Annotated in this window: 16 protein-coding genes; 5 read left to right on the plus strand and 11 right to left on the minus strand. The window is 59.9% G+C overall.

Going from position 1 to position 18,347, the window contains the following annotated elements; genetic code table 11:
• Nucleotides 1-35: 35 nt before the first annotated feature.
• The 10 genes from AWM79_RS00710 to AWM79_RS00755 form a co-directional block, all read right to left on the minus strand.
• On the minus strand, nt 36-1,607 hold the full coding sequence (locus tag AWM79_RS00710; RefSeq protein WP_060781924.1) for a SpoVR family protein: 1,572 nt from the start codon (nt 1,605-1,607) through the stop codon (nt 36-38).
• The gene (locus AWM79_RS00715) at nt 1,604-2,875 is read right to left on the minus strand and encodes a YeaH/YhbH family protein (protein ID WP_060781925.1); all 1,272 of its coding nucleotides are present in this window, start codon (nt 2,873-2,875) and stop codon (nt 1,604-1,606) included. The genes AWM79_RS00710 and AWM79_RS00715 overlap by 4 nt, the downstream gene beginning before the upstream one ends.
• 135 nt (nt 2,876-3,010) lie before the next feature.
• Entirely contained in the window at nt 3,011-4,933 is a 1,923-nt protein-coding gene (locus AWM79_RS00720; RefSeq protein WP_017129829.1) for a PrkA family serine protein kinase, read from the minus strand.
• A gap of 301 nt (nt 4,934-5,234) precedes the next feature.
• Nucleotides 5,235-5,564 carry a thiosulfate sulfurtransferase GlpE gene (gene glpE, locus AWM79_RS00725; RefSeq protein ID WP_017129830.1) on the minus strand — a complete coding sequence of 110 codons (330 nt, stop codon included), beginning with the start codon at nt 5,562-5,564 and terminating at the stop codon, nt 5,235-5,237.
• Between the two features lie 35 nt (nt 5,565-5,599).
• Nucleotides 5,600-6,475 carry a symmetrical bis(5'-nucleosyl)-tetraphosphatase gene (locus tag AWM79_RS00730; RefSeq protein ID WP_060781926.1) on the minus strand — a complete coding sequence of 292 codons (876 nt, stop codon included), beginning with the start codon at nt 6,473-6,475 and terminating at the stop codon, nt 5,600-5,602.
• Nucleotides 6,475-6,855 carry a Co2+/Mg2+ efflux protein ApaG gene (apaG, locus tag AWM79_RS00735; RefSeq protein WP_017129832.1) on the minus strand — a complete coding sequence of 127 codons (381 nt, stop codon included), beginning with the start codon at nt 6,853-6,855 and terminating at the stop codon, nt 6,475-6,477. Before apaG ends, AWM79_RS00730 begins: the two co-directional genes overlap by 1 nt.
• Before the next feature lie 119 nt (nt 6,856-6,974).
• Nucleotides 6,975-7,793: a 16S rRNA (adenine(1518)-N(6)/adenine(1519)-N(6))-dimethyltransferase RsmA gene (rsmA, locus tag AWM79_RS00740; RefSeq protein ID WP_017129833.1), complete on the minus strand. Its 819-nt coding sequence runs from the start codon at nt 7,791-7,793 to the stop codon at nt 6,975-6,977.
• Nucleotides 7,790-8,779, minus strand: a complete 990-nt coding sequence (gene pdxA, locus AWM79_RS00745) for a 4-hydroxythreonine-4-phosphate dehydrogenase PdxA (protein ID WP_060781927.1) — start codon at nt 8,777-8,779, stop codon at nt 7,790-7,792. The genes rsmA and pdxA overlap by 4 nt, the downstream gene beginning before the upstream one ends.
• Nucleotides 8,776-10,101 (minus strand): peptidylprolyl isomerase, encoded by a 1,326-nt coding sequence (locus AWM79_RS00750; protein ID WP_017129835.1) that lies wholly within the window; start codon nt 10,099-10,101, stop codon nt 8,776-8,778. Before AWM79_RS00750 ends, pdxA begins: the two co-directional genes overlap by 4 nt.
• Nucleotides 10,082-12,907 carry an LPS-assembly protein LptD gene (locus tag AWM79_RS00755; protein ID WP_060781928.1) on the minus strand — a complete coding sequence of 942 codons (2,826 nt, stop codon included), beginning with the start codon at nt 12,905-12,907 and terminating at the stop codon, nt 10,082-10,084. The genes AWM79_RS00750 and AWM79_RS00755 overlap by 20 nt, the downstream gene beginning before the upstream one ends.
• 131 nt (nt 12,908-13,038) lie before the next feature.
• Between AWM79_RS00755 and AWM79_RS00760 the strand changes: the two genes are divergently transcribed.
• Genes AWM79_RS00760 through AWM79_RS00770 form a run of 3 tightly spaced genes read left to right on the plus strand, consistent with a single transcriptional unit; the run spans nt 13,039 to nt 15,504 of the window.
• A complete protein-coding gene (locus AWM79_RS00760; protein ID WP_060781929.1) occupies nt 13,039-14,064 on the plus strand; it encodes an aminoglycoside phosphotransferase family protein in 1,026 nt (341 codons plus the stop codon).
• Nucleotides 14,061-14,735 carry an N-acetylmuramate alpha-1-phosphate uridylyltransferase MurU gene (murU, locus tag AWM79_RS00765; RefSeq protein ID WP_017129838.1) on the plus strand — a complete coding sequence of 225 codons (675 nt, stop codon included), beginning with the start codon at nt 14,061-14,063 and terminating at the stop codon, nt 14,733-14,735. The genes AWM79_RS00760 and murU overlap by 4 nt, the downstream gene beginning before the upstream one ends.
• Before the next feature lies 1 nt (nt 14,736).
• The gene (locus tag AWM79_RS00770) at nt 14,737-15,504 is read left to right on the plus strand and encodes a DnaJ domain-containing protein (RefSeq protein WP_017129839.1); all 768 of its coding nucleotides are present in this window, start codon (nt 14,737-14,739) and stop codon (nt 15,502-15,504) included.
• 27 nt (nt 15,505-15,531) lie between these two features.
• Here AWM79_RS00770 and AWM79_RS00775 read toward each other — a convergent pair whose 3' ends face one another.
• Complete coding sequence (locus AWM79_RS00775; protein ID WP_060781930.1) at nt 15,532-16,512, minus strand: alpha/beta hydrolase family protein; 981 nt, start codon at nt 16,510-16,512, stop codon at nt 15,532-15,534.
• Nucleotides 16,513-16,810: 298 nt separating this feature from the next.
• Between AWM79_RS00775 and rpe the strand changes: the two genes are divergently transcribed.
• Together rpe and AWM79_RS00785 are read left to right on the plus strand one after the other, a co-directional pair.
• Nucleotides 16,811-17,485, plus strand: coding sequence for a ribulose-phosphate 3-epimerase (rpe, locus tag AWM79_RS00780; protein ID WP_060781931.1), 675 nt, complete (start codon nt 16,811-16,813; stop codon nt 17,483-17,485).
• A complete protein-coding gene (locus tag AWM79_RS00785; RefSeq protein WP_060781932.1) occupies nt 17,482-18,300 on the plus strand; it encodes a phosphoglycolate phosphatase in 819 nt (272 codons plus the stop codon). Before rpe ends, AWM79_RS00785 begins: the two co-directional genes overlap by 4 nt.
• The last annotated feature ends 47 nt before the right edge of the window (nt 18,301-18,347 follow it).

Below are 18,347 nucleotides of genomic sequence, written 5' to 3' on the forward strand. Positions count from 1 at the left end.
AACCCGTGTGGCCGGCTAACGCAGGCATCGTTTGCTCAGAGATGAGTCATGGCCAGGTCCAGTCGACCGTAGTCGCTTTCGCTGTACTCGCTTCTGGGCGGTACGTGATGAGTTTTCATGATCTGGTCGCCCTGCAGGGTCTCTAGATGGATATCGAAGCCCCAGAGGCGGTGCAGATGCTTGAGCACTTCCTCGGTCGAGTCGCCCAGAGGTTTGCGGTCATGCTGTTGATGGCGCAAGGTCAGTGAGCGATCGCCACGGCGGTCGATGCTCCAGATTTGTACGTTGGGTTCGCGGTTACCGAGGTTATATTGTGCGGCCAGGGTTTCACGAATGGTCCGGTAGCCGCCCTCGTCGTGGATGGCCGGGACCAGCAGGTCGTCGCGCTGATCGTCATCGAGGATGCTGAACAGCTTCAGGTCGCGGATCACCTTGGGCGACAGGTATTGCAAGATAAAACTCTCATCCTTGAAGCTGCTCATGGCGAACTTGATGCTGGACAGCCAGTCGCTGCCGGCCAGCTCCGGGAACCAGCGACGATCCTCCTCCGTTGGCTCCTCGCACATCCGTCGGATATCCCGGTACATGGCGAATCCCAGGGCGTAGGGGTTGATACCGTTGTAATAGGGGCTGTCGAAACCGGGTTGGAACACCACGCTGGTATGGGAAGTGAGGAATTCCATCATGAAGCCGTCGGTGACCAGCCCTTCGTCGTAGAGGTCGTTCATCAGCGTGTAGTGCCAGAACGTCGCCCAGCCCTCGTTCATTACCTGGGTCTGGCGCTGCGGATAGAAATACTGGGCGATCTTGCGCACGATGCGCACGATTTCTCGCTGCCATGGCTCCAGCAGCGGCGCATGTTTCTCGATGAAATAGAGAATGTTTTCCTGGGGCTCGGAAGGGAAGCGGGCATTGTCCTTGTCGCTGAGCTTATCCGCGCCCTTGGGAATGGTACGCCACAGGTCGTTGATCTGTTTTTGCAGGTGTTCTTCTCGGTCTTTCTGTCGCCGCCGTTCTTCCTCCGCGGAAATCGGGTAGGGGCGTTTGTAGCGGTCGACGCCGTAGTTCATCAGGGCATGGCAGGAGTCGAGCAGGTCCTCGACCGCGTCGATGCCGTGGCGTTCCTCGCATTGCATGATGTATTGCTTGGCGAAGACCAGGTAATCGATGATCGAACTGGCGTCGGTCCAGGTCCGAAACAGGTAGTTGCCCTTGAAGAAGCTGTTATGGCCATAACAAGCATGGGCCACCACCAGCGCCTGCATGCAAATGGTGTTTTCCTCCATCAGGTAGGCGATGCAGGGATCGGAGTTGATCACGATTTCGTAGGCCAGACCCATCTGGCCCCGACTGTAAGATTTTTCTGTGCTGAGGAAATGCTTGCCGTAGGACCAGTGGTGGTAGCCCAGGGGCATGCCCACTGAGGCATAGGCGTCCATCATCTGCTCGGCGGTGATCACTTCGATCTGGTTGGGGTAGGTGTCCAGGGCATAACGTTCGGCGATACGGCTGATTTCGCGGTCGTAGGCCTGGATCAGCTCGAATGTCCATTCCGAACCGGTGGAAATAGGCTGGCGCTTCTGTTGTTTCTGCTCTCTGGCGGTCATGTCACTAACCTGCGCTGGAAGAGTTCACGGAAGACCGGATAGATATCGCCGGCCGAGACCAGTTGCTGTTGGGCAAACGTATCTTTGAACGCCTCGCTGATGCGTTCGTATTCGTACCATAGGGCCTGGTGTTCGCGAGGGGTGATCTCTACGTAAGTGTAGTACTGCACGAACGGCATGATTTGGTTGATCAGGATGTCGCGGCAGATCGGCGAGTCGTCGTTCCAGTTGTCACCGTCGGAGGCTTGGGCCGCATAGATGTTCCATTCATTGGTCGGGTAGCGCTCGGCCATGATTTCCTGCATGAGTTTCAAGGCGCTGGACACGATGGTGCCGCCGGTTTCCCGCGAATAGAAGAATTCCTCCTCATCGACTTCCCGGGCGCTGGTGTGATGACGGATGAACACCACTTCGATCTTGTCGTAGTTACGTTTGAGAAACAGGTACAACAGGATAAAGAAGCGTTTGGCGATGTCCTTGGTCGCCTGGGTCATGGAGCCGGAGACATCCATCAGGCAGAACATGACCGCCTTGGAGCTGGGGTTGGGTTGCTTGACCAGCAGGTTGTATTTCAGGTCGAAGGTGTCGAGGAACGGCACGCGATGAATGCGCGCGCTGAGCTTTTCGATTTCCGCCTCGATGTCTTGGATATCACCGAAATTGTCGGGTTCTTCGCGTTTTAGCCGCTCCAGTTCGGCCTTGGCCTCCTTGAGTTTCGCGCGACTGCTGCCAGACAGAGCGATGCGCCGCGCATGGGCCGAGCGCAGGGTCCGGATGATATTGATGCGCGAGGGGTTGCCCTCGTTGCTGATTCCGGCGCGAACGGTCTTGAAAGTGTCGGTACCGGTGAGATTGCGCTTGACCAGGTTGGGCAGTTCCAGGTCCTCGAACATGAACTCGAGGAATTCTTCCTGAGTGATCTGGAAGACGAATTCATCCATCCCTTCGCCGGAATTGCCGGCTTTGCCAGGCCCGCGACCACCTCCTCCGCTCGGCGGTCTGGGGATATGTTCGCCGCTGATGAATTCCTTGTTGCCGGGATGGACCACGGTCTGTTTGCCGCCACGCCCATGGTGCAGCACCGGCTCATCGATATCGCGACCGGGGATGCTGATCTGCTCGCCGTGCTCCATATCGGTGATGGAGCGGCGGCTTACGGCTTCCTCTACCGCCTTTTTGATATGGTCACGATAACGTCGCAGGAAGCGCTGACGGTTCACCGTGCTCTTGTTTTTGCCATTAAGACGTCGGTCGATCACATAGCTCATGGGGAGCCCTCCGGGCAGCCTCAAGTTACAAGCTTCCTGCAGCAGGCTGGAAGCTTAAAGACAAGCGGTCGACCGAACACTCGGACACGTTCGACCACGTGCCCGAGACCTGCAGTCTGGCGCTTGCAGCTGCCTTTACTGCGACTTCCTGACCCGCAGGTACCACTCGGAGAGCAGGCGTACCTGTTTGTCGGTGTAGCCGCGTTCGACCATGCGTGTAACGAAGTCGTTGTGTTTTTGCTGGTCTTCCTTGCTCGCCTTGGCGTTGAAGCTGATGACCGGCAGCAGGTCCTCGGTGTTGGAGAACATCTTTTTCTCGATGACCACCCGCAGCTTCTCATAGCTGAGCCAGGTTGGGTTCTTGCCATTGTTGTTGGCCCGAGCCCGCAGTACGAAGTTGACGATCTCGTTGCGAAAGTCCTTCGGATTGCTGATACCGGCCGGTTTTTCGATTTTTTCCAGCTCTTCGTTCAGGGCCACGCGATTGAGGATTTCCCCGGTTTCCGGGTCGCGGTACTCCTGGTCCTGGATCCAGAAATCGGCGTAGAGCACATAACGATCGAAGATGTTCTGGCCGTACTCGCTGTAGGACTCCAGGTACGCGGTCTGGATTTCCTTGCCGATAAACTCGATATAGCGCGGCGCCAGGTATTCCTTGAGGAAGCGCAGATAGCGTTCGCGGGTTTCGGCCTGGAACTGTTCCTGTTCGATCTGCTGCTCCAGCACATACAACAGATGTACCGGGTTGGCGGCGATTTCATGGGGATCGAAGTTGAAGACCTTCGACAGGATCTTGAAGGCGAAGCGGGTCGACAGGCCGTTCATGCCTTCGTCGACGCCTGCGCTGTCGCGGTATTCCTGAATCGACTTGGCCTTCGGATCGGTGTCCTTGAGGTTTTCGCCGTCATAGACTCGCATTTTTGAGTAGATATTCGAGTTTTCCGGCTCCTTGAGGCGCGAGAGCACGGTGAACTGAGCGAGCATCTTCAGGGTGTCGGGCGCGCAGTGGGCTTTGGCCAGGGAACTGTTGAACAACAGCTTGTCGTAGATCTTCACTTCGTCGCTGACCCGCAGGCAGTACGGGACCTTGACGATGTAGATGCGGTCGATGAAGGCTTCGTTGTTCTTGTTGTTGCGGAAGGTGTGCCACTCCGACTCGTTGGAGTGAGCCAGCAGGATCCCAGTGAAGGGAATGGCGCCGAGGCCTTCGGTGCTGTTGTAGTTGCCTTCCTGGGTGGCGGTCAGCAGTGGGTGGAGCACCTTGATCGGTGCCTTGAACATTTCCACGAACTCCATCAGGCCCTGGTTGGCCCGGCACAGTGCTCCCGAATAGCTGTAGGCATCGGCGTCGTTCTGCGGGAATTCTTCCAGCTTGCGGATATCGACCTTGCCCACGAGCGCGGAGATGTCCTGGTTGTTCTCGTCACCCGGTTCGGTCTTGGCCACGCCGATCTGGTTGAGGATCGACGGGTAGAGCTTGACGATGCGGAACTGACTGATGTCGCCGCCGAACTCGGCCAGGCGCTTGGTGGCCCACGGCGACATGATGGTGTTCAGGTAGCGCCGGGGTATCCCGAAGTCTTCCTCGAGGATCGCGCCATCTTCCGTGGCGTTGAACAAGCCCAGGGGCGACTCGAAGACCGGCGAGCCCTTGATGGCATAGAAGGGGACTTTCTCGATCAGCTGTTTCAGTTTTTCGGCCAGGGACGACTTGCCGCCTCCGACAGGACCGAGCAGGTAGAGGATCTGCTTCTTCTCTTCCAGGCCTTGGGCGGCGTGGCGGAAATACGAGACGATCTGGTCGATGCATTCTTCCATCCCGTGGAAGTCTTCAAAGGCCGGATAGCGACGGATCACTTTGTTGGAGAAGATGCGCGACAACCGTGAGTTGGTGGAGGTGTCCAGCAGTTCGGGTTCGCCGATTGCCAAGAGCAACCTTTCGGCTGCCGACGCATAGGCACTACGATCCTTTTTGCACAGGTCGAGATACTCCTGCAACGTGAGTTCTTCTTGCCGTGTGGATTCGAAGCGTTGTTGGAAATGGCTGAATATGCTCATGACGTCACCTCGCTCGATACTTGGAGCCGGTGCCGGATCAGTCAGTCGAGTGCTGGCATGCAACCGCTGAGCAGTTGCTGTTTACCCCCCCAGAACACCCCCAAGGCGACGATAGCCTTGAAAATTACTCCCGATGACCCGCATGCCGGTGTACCGGCTCTCCCCTGATTTGGATGGCCTGAGCTTAAGGATAGTTCGGAATCCGGGAGATCAAGGCGAGATGCGCAATTAGTTGCGCCTGACCGTTCGTCAGAAAGCACTCTAGCCCGCTGTTTGTACGGGCTGGAGCGAAAGAAAAAAATTATTCGGAAATATTCCGGGTTGTTTCCGAGGGAAAAGTCGCACGCCACAGTTCGAAGCCGCCATCGAGGCTGTAGACCTCGGAGAAGCCCTGGCTGACCAGATAGGCCGCCGCGCCCTGGCTGGAGTTGCCATGGTAGCAGCACACCACCAGGGGCTGGTCCAGGTCGGCCTTGGTGATGAAATCATGCAGGGAATGATTGTCCAGGTGCGTTGAACCACTGATGTGGTTCTGGGCAAACGCCTGCGGATCGCGGACATCGACAACCACGGCACCTTGCTCACGCAGGGCCTGGGCTTGTTCGGGGGGGATGCGTTTGAATTCGCTCATCATGGGCTCCGTCTGGGGCGAGTGTATCGTGCAGGTTAGCGATAGAGCCAGGCTCGGAATCGCTCGGCCAGGGTGGGTGGTGGCGCGACGCCGCCCTGGGCGTCACATTTGCAGGTCAGGCGTTCGCCGGTATCGACGTTCATCAAGGTCATGGCGCCGCCCCAGACGCAGCCGGTATCGAGGGCAAAGATCCCCGGCTCATCGCACTGGCCTTCGAGGGCCGCCCAGTGGCCGAAGATGATCTTCAGGCCCTGGGTCTTGCGTTCCTTGTAGCTGAACCACGGAGCGTAGCCGGGCGGCGCGGTATCGGCGCCCTCGTTGCCCTTGAGGTCGAGCTTGCCTTGCGCGGTGCAGAAGCGCATGCGGGTGAAGTAGTTGGTAATCACCCGCAAGCGTGCGACACCTTGCAGGCTGCCGTCCCATTTGTTCGGTTCGTTGCCGTACATGCCATCCAGGAAGGGCGCGAAGAGATTGTCATCGCGCAAGGCATCTTCGACTTCGGCGGCAAGCTTCAGGGCTTTCTTGAGTGTCCATTGTGGGGGAATACCGGCATGGACCAGGACCATATTGCGCTCGGGATCATGGTGCAGCAGTTTTTGCCGGCGCAACCAGTCGAGCAGCTCGGGGCCATCGGGAGCGTCGAGGATCTCGCGCAGGGTATCGTTTTTCTTCAGGCGCTCGATGTGCTGCGAGGCCGCCAGCAGGTGCAGGTCGTGGTTGCCGAGCACGCCTACCAGCGAGTCTCGTATTCCATACAGGAAACGCAAGGTTTCCAGGGATTGCGGACCGCGATTGACTAGATCGCCCACCAGCCATAAGCGATCCTCGGCTGGGTTGAACCTGACCCGCTCCAGCAGGCATTTGAGCGGTTCCAGGCAACCTTGCAGATCGCCAACGGCGTATACCGCCATCAGTGCAGGGCTCCGGGTACGGCCAGACGGAACGGAGCGATGATGGCATCGAAGTGCTTGCCATCCTCGGCGAGCATTTGGTAGCTGCCCTGCATGTTGCCGACCGTGGTGGTCATCACCGTGCCGCTGCTGTAGGTGTGGCTGTCTCCGGCGGCGATCAGCGGCTGGCGACCGACCACGCCGGCACCACGGACTTCCTCGACATGGCCGTCGCCATCGGTGATCACCCAATGCCGTGAAAGCAGCCGGACGGGCAGTTGGCCGTTGTTGCGCACGGTAATGGTGTAGGCAAAGGCGAAACGGTTCTGCTCGGGTTGTGATTGTTCAGCGAGGAAGCGGGTGACGACGCTGACGTCGACCTGATAACGAGGATCGGACATGCGAGAGGCCTTGGAAACAAAAGCGGAAGACGCGACTGGTGCTGCTCAGTCTAGGTCAAGTGCCGGGTAGTAGGCCAGATATGGAATCTGGCGGCATACCCTGGCGCGATGAGGCGGTGTCAGCCGGCGACGGTTGCGCTACCAGACTGTTCGCTGAGTTTGTCAGCCAGGCTTACGAAAGCTGCGAGGTCCAATTGTTCCGGGCGTAGGCTGCCATCGACACCGGCAGCTTCGATCTCGGCGTTGCTGAGCAGGGCTTTGAGCGTGTTGCGCAAGGTCTTGCGGCGCTGATTGAACGCTTCGCGAACGATTCGTTCCAGCAGGCGATGGTCCTTGGCCGGGTGCGGCAGCACGGCGTGAGGCACCAGGCGGACAATCGCGGAGTCGACTTTCGGTGGTGGATTGAACGCACCGGGACCGACATTGAACAGGTGCTCCACGCGGCAATGATACTGGACCATGATCGACAGGCGCCCCCAGTCGCCGCCACCAGGGCCTGCGGCCAGGCGCTCGACGACTTCCTTTTGCAGCATGAAGTGCATGTCGCGGATCAGGCCGGCATTGTGCAGCAGGTGGAAAATCAGCGGCGTGGAGATGTTGTACGGTAGGTTGCCAACCACCCGCAAGCTGTTCGGTGCGGCGTTCAGGCTGGTGAAGTCGAATTTCAGCGCGTCGCCCTGATGCAGGTTGAAGTTCGTCTTGGTGGCGAACTGCTGGTTCAGGATCGGGATCAGGTCTTTGTCCAGTTCGACCACATCCAGTTGGGCACCGCTGCCCAACAGACCTTCGGTCAAGGCGCCCTGGCCTGGACCAATCTCTAGCATGCGGTCTTCGGGCCTGGCATGAATGGCGCGTAGGATGCGGTCGATCACGCCGGCGTCGTGCAGGAAGTTCTGCCCGAAACGCTTGCGCGCCCGGTGTTGGTAATGCTCGCTCATAAACGGGTCTCGGCCATCTGGTAGGCGGTTTCCAGGGCAACCTGCAGGCTGCCGGTATCGATTTCGCCGCCGCCGGCCAGATCCAGGGCGGTGCCATGGTCGACCGAGGTGCGGATGATCGGCAAGCCCAGGGTCACATTGACTGCCGCGCCGAAACCTTGGTATTTCAGCACGGGCAGGCCCTGATCATGGTACATCGCCAGCACTGCGTCGCAGTGCTCCAGATATTTGGGGGTAAACAGAGTGTCGGCAGGCAGCGGGCCACGCAAGTCCATGCCTTCGCTGCGCAGACGCTCCAGGGTGGGTTCGATGATGTCGATCTCTTCGTGGCCCAGATGGCCGCCTTCGCCGGCATGGGGGTTGAGCCCGCAAACCAGGATGCGCGGTTGGGCAATGCCGAATTTTTCCTTGAGATCGGTATGCAGGATGCGTGTGACGCGTTCCAGGCGCTGCGGGGTGATCGCGTCCGCTACCTGACGCAAGGGCAGGTGAGTGGTGACCAGTGCCACCCGCAGTCCGTGGGTGGCCAGCATCATGACCACCTGGTGGGTGTGGGTCAGGTCGGCGAGGAATTCCGTGTGCCCGGAAAACGCGATTCCCGAATCGTTGATCACGCCCTTGTGAACCGGGGCGGTGATCATGCCGGCGAAATCGCCGTCCAAGCAGCCTTGGCCGGCGCGGGTCAGGGTCTCCAGCACAAAGGCCGCATTGGCCTTGTCCAGCTTCCCGGCGACGACCCGGGTCGCCAGTGGCGTATCCCATACATACAGGCTGCCCGCCGGTGCTGGTTGGTTGGGCCAGTTGTGCGGCCCGACCGACAGTAGGTCAACGACCACGCCCAGTTGTGCGGCCCGCTCGGCGAGTAGCTCACGACTGGTAATGGCAATCAAGGGATGAGGCTGGAGTTGCGAGGCCAGCAGCAGGCAAAGGTCTGGACCTATGCCCGCCGGCTCGCCGGGTGTCAACGCAAAACGCTTGGGTTTCACTGGGTTGCCTGGTCTGCCTGGTCCGCGCCAGGGAGCTTGATTTCAACGTAGGCTTCGTCGCGGATCTGACGCAGCCAGGTTTGCAGCTCTTCGTCGTACTTGCGGTTACGCAGTACGGTCATGGCTTGTTGTTCGCGTGCCTGTAGGGTGCCGTCGGTGGCGCGACGGCCAAGGACTTCCAGCACATGCCAGCCGTATTGGGTCTTGAACGGTTTAGACAGCACGCCTTGTGGCGTCTTTGCCATCACTTCCTGGAATTCCGGAACCAGCACCTTCGGATCGATCCAATTCAGGTCGCCGCCGTTGAGGGCAGAGCCCGGATCCTCCGAGAAGCTCTTGGCCAAAGTGGCGAAGTCTTCGCCATTCTGGATGCGCTCGTAGAGTTTTTCGGCCAGGACCTGGGTCTCGGCTTCGCCGCGAATGGCATTCGGCTTGATCAGGATGTGGCGAACATGCACTTCGTCGCGCATCTGAGTCTCGCCGCCGCGCTTCTCCAGCACCTTCAGGATGATGAAGCCGCCGGCGGTGCGGGCTGGCTCGGTGATATCGCCGATTGGCATGCTGCTCAGCAAGTGGTCGAACGGGGGTGGCAATTGTGCCGGCTTGCGCCAGCCCATGTCGCCGCCCTCGAGGGCGTTGTCGCTGCCGGACCTGGCAATCGCCAACTGGGCAAAGTCGGCCCCCTGCTTGAGTTGCCGGTAGATGTCTTGGGCCTGGGCCGCTGCGGCTTGGATAACCTGCGAGCTGGCGCTGTCCGGTGTGGGAATGAGGATATTGGCTAGGTGCAGCTCTTCGGAGAGCTGCATTTTGCCCAGGTCGGAGGCGAGGAAGTTTTTCACTTCCTGCTCGGAAACCTGGATTCGTTCGGCAACCCGGCGCTGGCGCACGCGGCTGATGATCATTTCGCGGCGAACCTGATCCCGTGCGTCCTCATAGGAGAGGCCATCGTGGGCCAGCGCGGCCTTGAATTGATCCACCGACATGTTATTGCGCTGGGCAATGGTGCCGATGGCCTGGTTCAGTTCCTCGTCGGAAATGCGAATGCCGGAGCGTTCGCCGATCTGCAACTGCAGGTTTTCGACGATCAGGCGTTCGAGGACCTGCTGGTCCAGTACATTGGTCGGTGGTACGCCGCCGCCGCGCTTGGCGATGCTCTGCTGGACATCATGGACGCGCTGGTCCAGTTGGCTCTGCATGATCACGTCGTTGTCGACGATCGCCACGACGTTGTCGAGGGGTTGCACGGCGGCGTGAACCGCCGCACTCAGGACCAGCGCGCCCAGCATCAGCGGGCGCAGACAATCAGAAAGCTTGATCTTCACGTTCACGATAACCTTGGATGCCTTTGTCGAGGAAGCTCTCTACTTTGGTGCCAACAACGCCACCGAGTCCCTTCAGAACAATTTGGAGGAAGATGCCACGGTCGCCTTTTTCGTTTTGCGGGGCGTCTTGACTGAATTCGTCATACTTGACCCAGTAACGGTTAATCAGGCGCAGTTTCCAGCAGCAGTTGTCGTACTCGAACCCGCCGAAGGCTTCCAAAGTACGGTTGCGGTTGTAGTCGTACTGCCAGCGGCTAATGACGTTCCACTGCGGCACGATTGGCCAGATCACCGAGAAGTCGTGCTGCTGGATCTTGTAGTAATCCTTCACGAAGCCAGGAGTGCCCGGAGTGCCGTAGTCGCCGCCGAACTGCCATTGACCGGTGTTCTGGTTGTAGATCACCTGGTCGTTGCGATAGCGATAACCGGCGTTGAAGACTTTGTTGGGGTTGTCTTCAGGCTGGTAGTGGAACATCGCGCTGCCCGAACGCGGGCTGTGGCTGTCCGGGTCCCAGTTGTAGTCGGCTGTGGCGCGCCAGTCGTGGTTGAAGCGGTAGCCGTACTCCAGGGCATAGGGCGAGACATTGGCCTGGGCGTCTGCGCGGGTGCGGTAATCGACACCGGGCAACTGAACGTTACGGTCTCTGAAGTACAGTGCCTGGCCGATGCTGATGCGCTGGCGCTCGAAGCCATTGTCTTCGATCCAGCGGCTGGTAACACCCAGAGACAATTTGTTCTCGTCGCCTACCCGGTCCGAGCCGGAGAAGCGGTTGTCGCGAAACAACGAGGCGTAGTTGAAGCTGTATTCGCCAGAGTCAAATACGGGAATGTCTTTCTGGTCTTTCTCGGGCACATAGAGATAGAACAGGCGTGGTTCCAGGGTTTGGCGATAGTGGGTGCCAAACAGGCTGGTGCTGCGGTCGAAGTACAGGCCGCTGTCGATGCTGGCGATCGGTACGCCGCGGTTTTGCGAACTGTTGAAGGTTTCGCCAAGGGCCGAAGCGTTGCCAAAGTTGCTGGCCAGTTGATCCTTGCCCTTGGATCCCAGGTCCAGGTCATACTGGGTGTACTGGTACTTGAGCGATGGCGTTATGTAGCCATAGGTCCAGTTGAGCGGCAGGCTGACACCCGGCTTGAGGTTCAGACGATTGCCGTTGGCGCGCGCGAGGCCTACGACGTTGGTGTCCAGGCGAGGCGTGCCCACAGAGTTGCCGTTCCCATCGAACGGCCCCCCATCTTTGTCGAAGAAGTTGCCGTTTTCCAGGCTGCGTTCGAAACGGACCGCTTCAGTTTCGTAGGTAAAGTTCAGGCCTTCGGGGTGATAAGGCAGTTCACCGTTGAGAGTGAGTTGCGGCAGCCGGTTGTAAGGCGTGATGTTCGATACGCTGGAAAGCTGGTAGGCCTGTACGTTGAGGCGTGCGGTGTAGTCGTCGCCACGGTAGCTGACGGCACCCTGCTGGTTGACGTAGGAGTTAGAGCTCTCGACCCCTATCTGATCGCTCTGCAGGTCCTGGAAGTAGTAAGGGTCGCTGATCTTGGTGTAGTCCACCTCGGTCAGTACACGCGAATCCAGGCCGCCCTTGTGCTGCCAGTTGAGCATGTAGCGGGTTTTTTTGGAGTCGGTCTGCTTGGAACGATCGTTATTCTCGTCGTTCAGGTACGCGCCACCGAACTGGCCTTCGCTGGACTTGGTCAGGTAGCGGAATTCGCCCTCCATCAACAAGCCGCGCTTGGTCATGTAGCGTGGGTACAACGTGGCATCGTAGTTCGGCGCCAGGTTGAAATAGTATGGCGTGACCAGCGTAAAGCCGGTATCGCCGCCCGAACTGAAGCTCGGTGGCAGGAAGCCGGATTGGCGACGATCGTCGATCGGGAAGTAGATGTACGGCGTATACAGGATCGGAATGTCCTTGACCCGCAGTGTCACGTTGGTCGCGGTGCCGAAACCGGTGGCCGGGTTCAAGGTGATGTTGTTGCCCTTGAGCTGCCAGGCGTTGCTGTTCGGTTCGCAGGTGGTGTACGTACCGTCCTTGAGGCGGATGATCGCGTTTTCGGCACGTTTGGCATAGAGCGCGCTGCCACGGATACGTGATTTGTGCAGCACGTATTCGGCGTTGTCGACCTTGGCTTCGCCGGTGTCCAACTGCACGTCGGCGTGATCGCCGACCAGCAGAGCACCGTTGTCGCGCACACGCACGTTGCCATTCAGTTCGCCACGGTTCTCCGCCTGGTACAGGCTCGCTTCATCGGCCTCGACCTGCATGCTGCCCTGGCGCATGACCACGTCGCCGGCCAGGCTGGCGAGCTGCTGGTCCTGCTCGTAACGGGAAACCTTGGCGCCGATAAAGGTCGGCGAGTCACTTTTGCTCGTCTTGTCATTCATGCCGGGACGAATCGGTTCGATATAAGAACCCGAGCAATAAGGACCGGTTTCGGCTAGCTGCGCAGGTGTCAGCTTCTCGCGTGGAACCCAATCGAGGTGACTGTAGTCGGCACTGCGCGATTTCAGGCCGCGGCCCTCGGCTTCGGTGACCAGTTTGGTGGCTGGCGCGGAGTCGCCGCCGGAACCGCTTTGAGCCGTGGCCTCGGTGCTGCCGCCGACCGAGCCTGCTTCATGCATGGGGCGCGGTGGCAACTGGACGGTAGTCGCCTTGGGCGCGCAGCTCCAGGCGCCGGAGGCGGAGGCGGAACAGTCGTACTGTTCAGCGGCGACTACAAACGAAGTGGCTAAAGGTTGCAGGGCCAGCAAACCGCCGGTGACCAGCAACGGAAACTTTCTACGAAACGCGGGGGATTTCAATGCCATCTTATTAGTCCGGGCTTCCTGCGTGCCATCTGCCCGCGGTAAAGGGCCGCACGCCTATCGATGGTTTGAAAAAGATGCTGGATAATAAAGCATGACCCGCGTGACGGCTAGCGCCGTCGGAGACCCTTGTAATGCCCGACCAAGATCTACGCTTGCAACACCTGAAAGTTTGGCTGGATAAGCAGTTGGCGACGCTGTTCCTGGCCGAAGGCTGGGGCAGCGTGCCCACCGCCACATTGACCGCGGCCAGCAGCGACGCGAGTTTCCGCCGGTATTTTCGTTGGCAAGGCGAGGGTCGCAGCCTGATCGTGATGGACGCCGCCCCGCCCCAGGAAAACTGCAAAGCCTTCGTGGATATCGCCCATTTGCTGGCGAGATCCGGTATCAACGTGCCAAAAATTCATGCGCAGGATCTGCAAAACGGATTTCTTTTGCTCAGCGACCTGGGCAACCAGACTTATCTGGACGTGATCGACGCCGAAAACGCCGATGCTTTGTTCTCTGCTGCAATCGACGCCTTGCTGGCTCTTCAACAGCTGCCGATGGACGCCGGGTTGCCGAGCTACGATGTCGCGCTGCTGCGTCGCGAGTTGGAACTCTTTCCCGAATGGTACGTGGGACGTGAGCTGGGCGTTGGCTTCAGCCCGATGCAACTCGAGCGTTGGCAACGGGTCAGCGCCCTGTTGATCGACAGCGCACTGGCGCAGCCGAAAGTGCTGGTGCACCGCGACTACATGCCCCGCAACCTGATGTTGAGCGAGGCTAATCCGGGCGTGCTGGATTTCCAGGATGCGGTTTATGGCCCGGTGACCTATGACATCACCTGCCTGTTCAAAGACGCCTTCCTCAGTTGGCCGGAGGCGCGGGTCGTGGACTGGTTACATGACTACTGGCAGCGCGCCGGGCAGTTGGGTATTGCGGTCCAGCCGGACTTCGAGGATTTTCGCCGGGCCAGTGACTTGATGGGCGTGCAGCGTCATTTGAAAGTGATCGGGATCTTCGCCCGTATCTGTCATCGCGATGGCAAGCCGCGCTATCTGGCCGATGTGCCGCGCTTCTTCGCCTATATCGAAGCGGTATTGGCCCGCCGCCCGGAGCTCGCCGAGCTAGGCGAGTTGCTGACCAGCTTGCGCCTGCCCGCCGAGGCCGTTGTATGAAGGCGATGATCCTCGCTGCCGGCAAAGGCGAGCGCATGCGCCCGTTGACCTTGCACACGCCCAAGCCGCTGGTGCGGGCCAAAGGCGTCCCGTTGATCGATTACCACCTGCGGGCTCTGGCGGCGGCGGGCTTCGAGGAGGTTGTCATCAATCACGCCTGGCTGGGGCAGCAGATCGAAGACTACCTCGGCGATGGTTCGCGCTACGGCCTGAGTATCGTCTATTCGCCGGAAGGTGAACCACTGGAAACCGGTGGTGGCATCTTCCGGGCTCTGCCGTTGTTGGGAGAGCAACCCTTCATGGTGCTCAACGGCGATATCTGGACCGACTATGACTTTTCGACGCTTCGTCGTCCGCTGGCCGGACTGGCACACCTGGTGATGGTCGACAATCCGCCGCATCATCCGGCGGGCGGAGACTTTGTGTTGAATGACGGTCAGGTGTTTGACGGTGAGCCGGGTGCGACCAAGCTGACCTACAGCGGTATCTCGGTGTTGGACCCCAGGTTGTTTATCGGGTGCGTTGCGGGAATGTTCAAATTGGCGCCACTTTTGCGCCGGGCCATGGCCCAGGGTCGGGTTAGTGGAGAGCATCTGCAGGGGCATTGGGTGGATGTCGGCACCCTCGAACGTCTGGCTCAAGTCGAGCAATTGCTGGAAGAGAGAGACTGATATGCTGTGGCCAGGGACGCTGATTGGAGCCGGAGCGGGCTTTGCCATTGCCAGCATTCCGGGGGCAATGCTGGGCGCACTACTCGGGCAGGCGCTGGATCGGCGCCTGCAGTTGCATAGCCTGGCGCATCTGCGCGAGCGCCTGGGCGGAAAGCCGGCGCTGCGCAATGACGAGTTATTGTTTGTCTTGCTCGGGCGTCTTGCCAAGAGCGATGGGCGAGTGGTGGAGGGCCATATCCAGCAGGCACGCCAGGAAATGCGCCAGTTGGACATGGGCGAGGCAGCGCGGCGCCGAGCGATTGCCTCGTTCAATCGCGGCAAGTCGGGACATGACCGGCTGCGTGGTTACCTGCGACACGTCAAAGCTCAGCCCCATGCGGCGGAAGGTGTGTTGCGCGCCTGTTGGCGAATGGTCTGGGCCGATGGCCGGGCCGGGCGGGAGGAGCGTGAACTGATTCTGCTGTGGGGCAAATGGCTGGGTTGGACATCGCCACAGATCCAGGCCCTGGCCAGCGACTACGAGCCTGCTCGCAGGCCACTGAGGGTCGGTGTCGGCAGCTATCAGGATGCCCTGCGGGTCCTGGGGGTAGCACCCACCAGCGAACCGGCACAGATCAAGCGGGCGTATCGGCGTTTGCTCAGTCGCCATCATCCAGACAAAGTGGCTGGCGGTGGTGCGACACCCGCCCAAGTGCAGGATGCCACCGAGAAAACCCGTGAACTGCACCAGGCGTATGCACTGATCCGCGAGCGCCGGAATTTTCGCTAGGGGGCTGCCACAGGAACCGCCAGAGAACTACTGGCTGTCATCCTGAGGATTCAGGTATCCGCGAATACGGCGAAATAATTGTTCCTGCCCTGGATCGCCTGGCAGTGCCTTCAGCGACACTTGAGTGTAGCTGGAGGTCTGCTGGCGCTTGCTGGCCTGCAGGCGTTGCAAGGCGCTTTTGCGATCCTGCGGGTTATCTTGATAGAAGAAGTCGGCGCTCGCCAGCTTCAGTCCGGGTATCAGTTGCCCTAGATCCGGCTTGGCGCTGACTGGCGTTTGCGCTGCCACCAGTACCGATTTTTGCACCGCCGGTGAGGCTTTCTCGATCAGGTAGCGGGTGGTCCAATAGGCGCCTGTTCCATGTCCCAACAGAACGATACGGCGAGCATTCTGCAACTGCGCATAGGCAATGGCGGCGTCGAGTCGGGCAAAGATCCGTTCGGCATCGGCTTTGAGCGGGTCTTCGGTATTTTCCACCGCTGGTTGCTCGGGGCTATCGGCACCGGCGCTGGCTGCCTGTTCGATGGGGTGGGCGGTGGTGCTGCCGTCCTTGCTGTTGGTGGAGGCAAGCTCTGTGGGCTGCGGCGCCGCGACTACCCGTGGCAGGCTGGCGTCGCTTTGCAGGTCAGGGAGTGTCAGGCTCAGGCTGCTCCAGCGGGCGTCCGGCAGCTTGCGCCGCAACGGTCCGATTACCTGAGGCCAGTCGGCGGTTTCGCCGGTGCCAGGGATGATGATCACTACACCAATGGGGGACGGTGCGTTGGCCGGCTTCCACAAGGCGAGGAAGTTGTCGCCCGCGGCTTGTAGGGGTTGTTGCTCCTGCGCTGGTAGTTGGCGTTCCAGCGCGCTCGCGTCTTCCTGGCTGCGCTCGGGCAAGGGCGGGCGTTCAAGCGGTTTTTCGACGGCAAGTTGCGCCGGTGCCGGATCGGCCGCCAGTACCGGCGCGGCAAACGGTAATATCAACGACAGGCACAGCGCGGGGAGTGCCCAGCGGTAGACAGAGTGCATCGGATTTTCCAGGCCAGAAACAATCCTGGCAGCCTAATGGGTTGGTCAGTATTTGTCAGTGTGGATGAGTCGTATCACGCGTTTTTTGCTGCCTGTGGGTTATCGGCTGTTTGTGTTTTACCTTGATCGCTTTCCACCAGGCCGCGCCTGCCGTTGTTCAGCGCGCACCGGCGCTGGCTCGATGACCGTCGGCGGCTACGCATTGCCATTGACAACGTTCCATCGCGGTCACGGTGCGCGTGGCGAAGCAGGAGGTATACAATGCGCGCCATCGTGATTCTGCTTAAAAAGGTGCGTCATGCAGCCCTTCGCAATTGCTCCGTCGATTCTCTCCGCCGACTTCGCCCGCCTGGGCCTGGAAGTGGACCGCGTTCTCGCCGCTGGCGCTGACATCGTTCACTTCGATGTCATGGACAACCATTACGTCCCCAACCTGACCATCGGCCCGATGGTCTGTGCGGCGTTGCGCAAGTACGGCATTAGCGCGCCGATCGATGCGCATCTGATGGTCAGTCCGGTGGATCGCATCATCGGCGACTTCATCGAGGCCGGTGCGACCTACATCACGTTCCACCCGGAAGCCACGCTGCACGTCGACCGCTCCCTGCAGATGATCCGTGAGGGCGGTTGCAAGGCCGGCCTGGTGTTCAACCCCGCGACGCCGCTCGACGTGCTCAAGTACGTGATGGACAAGGTCGACATGGTCCTGCTGATGAGCGTCAACCCAGGCTTCGGCGGACAGAAGTTAATCCCTGGCACCCTCGACAAACTGCGGGAAGCACGGGCACTGATCGATGCTTCGGGACGCGATATCCGCCTGGAAATCGACGGTGGCGTGAACGTGAACAACATCCGCGAAATCGCAGCCGCCGGGGCCGATACCTTTGTCGCCGGCTCGGCGATCTTCAACGCCCCTGACTATCGGGAAGTCATCCAGAAAATGCGCGCCGAGTTGGCGATGGCTCATCCATGAGCGGCTTCGAGCAGCTCTTTGCGGGCTGTCTACCCAAGCTGGTGATGTTCGATCTGGATGGTACGTTGATCGATTCGGTGCCAGATATGGCGACAGCAGTGGACAAAATGCTGCTCACCCTGGGACGGCCCGCCGCGGGCCTTGCGGCCGTACGCGAATGGGTCGGCAACGGCGCCCTGGTGTTGGTGCGTCGGGCGTTGGCCGGCGGCCTCGATCATGCGGCGGTGGCCGACAGCGACGCCGAACAGGCACTGGAAATCTTCATGGCAGCCTACGGCGACGGTCATCACCTGACTACGGTCTACCCCGGTGTGCGTGAAGCCTTGAAGTGGATGCACAAGCAGGGCGTGGAAATGGCCTTGATCACTAACAAGCCCGAACGCTTTGTCGCCCCGTTGCTCGATGAAATGAAGCTGGGGCGGTTTTTCCGCTGGATTATCGGCGGCGATACCCTGCCGCAGCGCAAGCCCGATCCCGCCGCGCTGTTTCATGTGATGAAAATGGCCGGTATTGCGCCGTCGCAGTGCCTATTCGTCGGCGATTCATGCAATGATGTGCAGGCTGCCAAGGCTGCCGGTGTCATCTGTGTGGCCCTCAGCTATGGCTACAACCATGGCCGGCCAATCGCCGAGGAGCAGCCGGCGTTGGTCATCGACGACCTGCGCGCACTGATTCCCGGTTGCCTGGAAGCTGGCGCTGAGCTAATGTCGATGGACTGTCTTCAACCCCCTTCTGGAAACGCCATCGTGGTGGTCACTCGCAAACTCTGGATGAAAGTCATCAAGGCCCTGGCCCGTTGGCGTTGGCGCGCCTGATATGATCCTGGCCGCCTGTGCGGCGCGTTTGCATACCTGACTGTTTG

Source organism: Pseudomonas agarici, assembly GCF_001543125.1.
Taxonomy (GTDB): domain Bacteria; phylum Pseudomonadota; class Gammaproteobacteria; order Pseudomonadales; family Pseudomonadaceae; genus Aquipseudomonas; species Aquipseudomonas agarici.

Excerpts from the sequence above, each read along its gene's own strand:
- rpe (WP_060781931.1), top strand. The coding sequence starts at position 16,811 with ATGCAGCCCTTCGCAATTGCTCCGTCGATTCTCTCCGCCGACTTCGCC.
- AWM79_RS00785 (WP_060781932.1), top strand. The coding sequence starts at position 17,482 with ATGAGCGGCTTCGAGCAGCTCTTTGCGGGCTGTCTACCCAAGCTGGTG.
- AWM79_RS00715 (WP_060781925.1), bottom strand. The coding sequence starts at position 2,875 with ATGAGCTATGTGATCGACCGACGTCTTAATGGCAAAAACAAGAGCACG.
- AWM79_RS00770 (WP_017129839.1), top strand. The coding sequence starts at position 14,737 with ATGCTGTGGCCAGGGACGCTGATTGGAGCCGGAGCGGGCTTTGCCATT.
- AWM79_RS00710 (WP_060781924.1), bottom strand. The coding sequence starts at position 1,607 with ATGACCGCCAGAGAGCAGAAACAACAGAAGCGCCAGCCTATTTCCACC.
- murU (WP_017129838.1), top strand. The coding sequence starts at position 14,061 with ATGAAGGCGATGATCCTCGCTGCCGGCAAAGGCGAGCGCATGCGCCCG.
- AWM79_RS00755 (WP_060781928.1), bottom strand. The coding sequence starts at position 12,907 with ATGGCATTGAAATCCCCCGCGTTTCGTAGAAAGTTTCCGTTGCTGGTC.
- apaG (WP_017129832.1), bottom strand. The coding sequence starts at position 6,855 with ATGTCCGATCCTCGTTATCAGGTCGACGTCAGCGTCGTCACCCGCTTC.
- AWM79_RS00730 (WP_060781926.1), bottom strand. The coding sequence starts at position 6,475 with ATGGCGGTATACGCCGTTGGCGATCTGCAAGGTTGCCTGGAACCGCTC.
- AWM79_RS00775 (WP_060781930.1), bottom strand. The coding sequence starts at position 16,512 with ATGCACTCTGTCTACCGCTGGGCACTCCCCGCGCTGTGCCTGTCGTTG.
- glpE (WP_017129830.1), bottom strand. The coding sequence starts at position 5,564 with ATGAGCGAATTCAAACGCATCCCCCCCGAACAAGCCCAGGCCCTGCGT.
- rsmA (WP_017129833.1), bottom strand. The coding sequence starts at position 7,793 with ATGAGCGAGCATTACCAACACCGGGCGCGCAAGCGTTTCGGGCAGAAC.
- AWM79_RS00760 (WP_060781929.1), top strand. The coding sequence starts at position 13,039 with ATGCCCGACCAAGATCTACGCTTGCAACACCTGAAAGTTTGGCTGGAT.
- AWM79_RS00720 (WP_017129829.1), bottom strand. The coding sequence starts at position 4,933 with ATGAGCATATTCAGCCATTTCCAACAACGCTTCGAATCCACACGGCAA.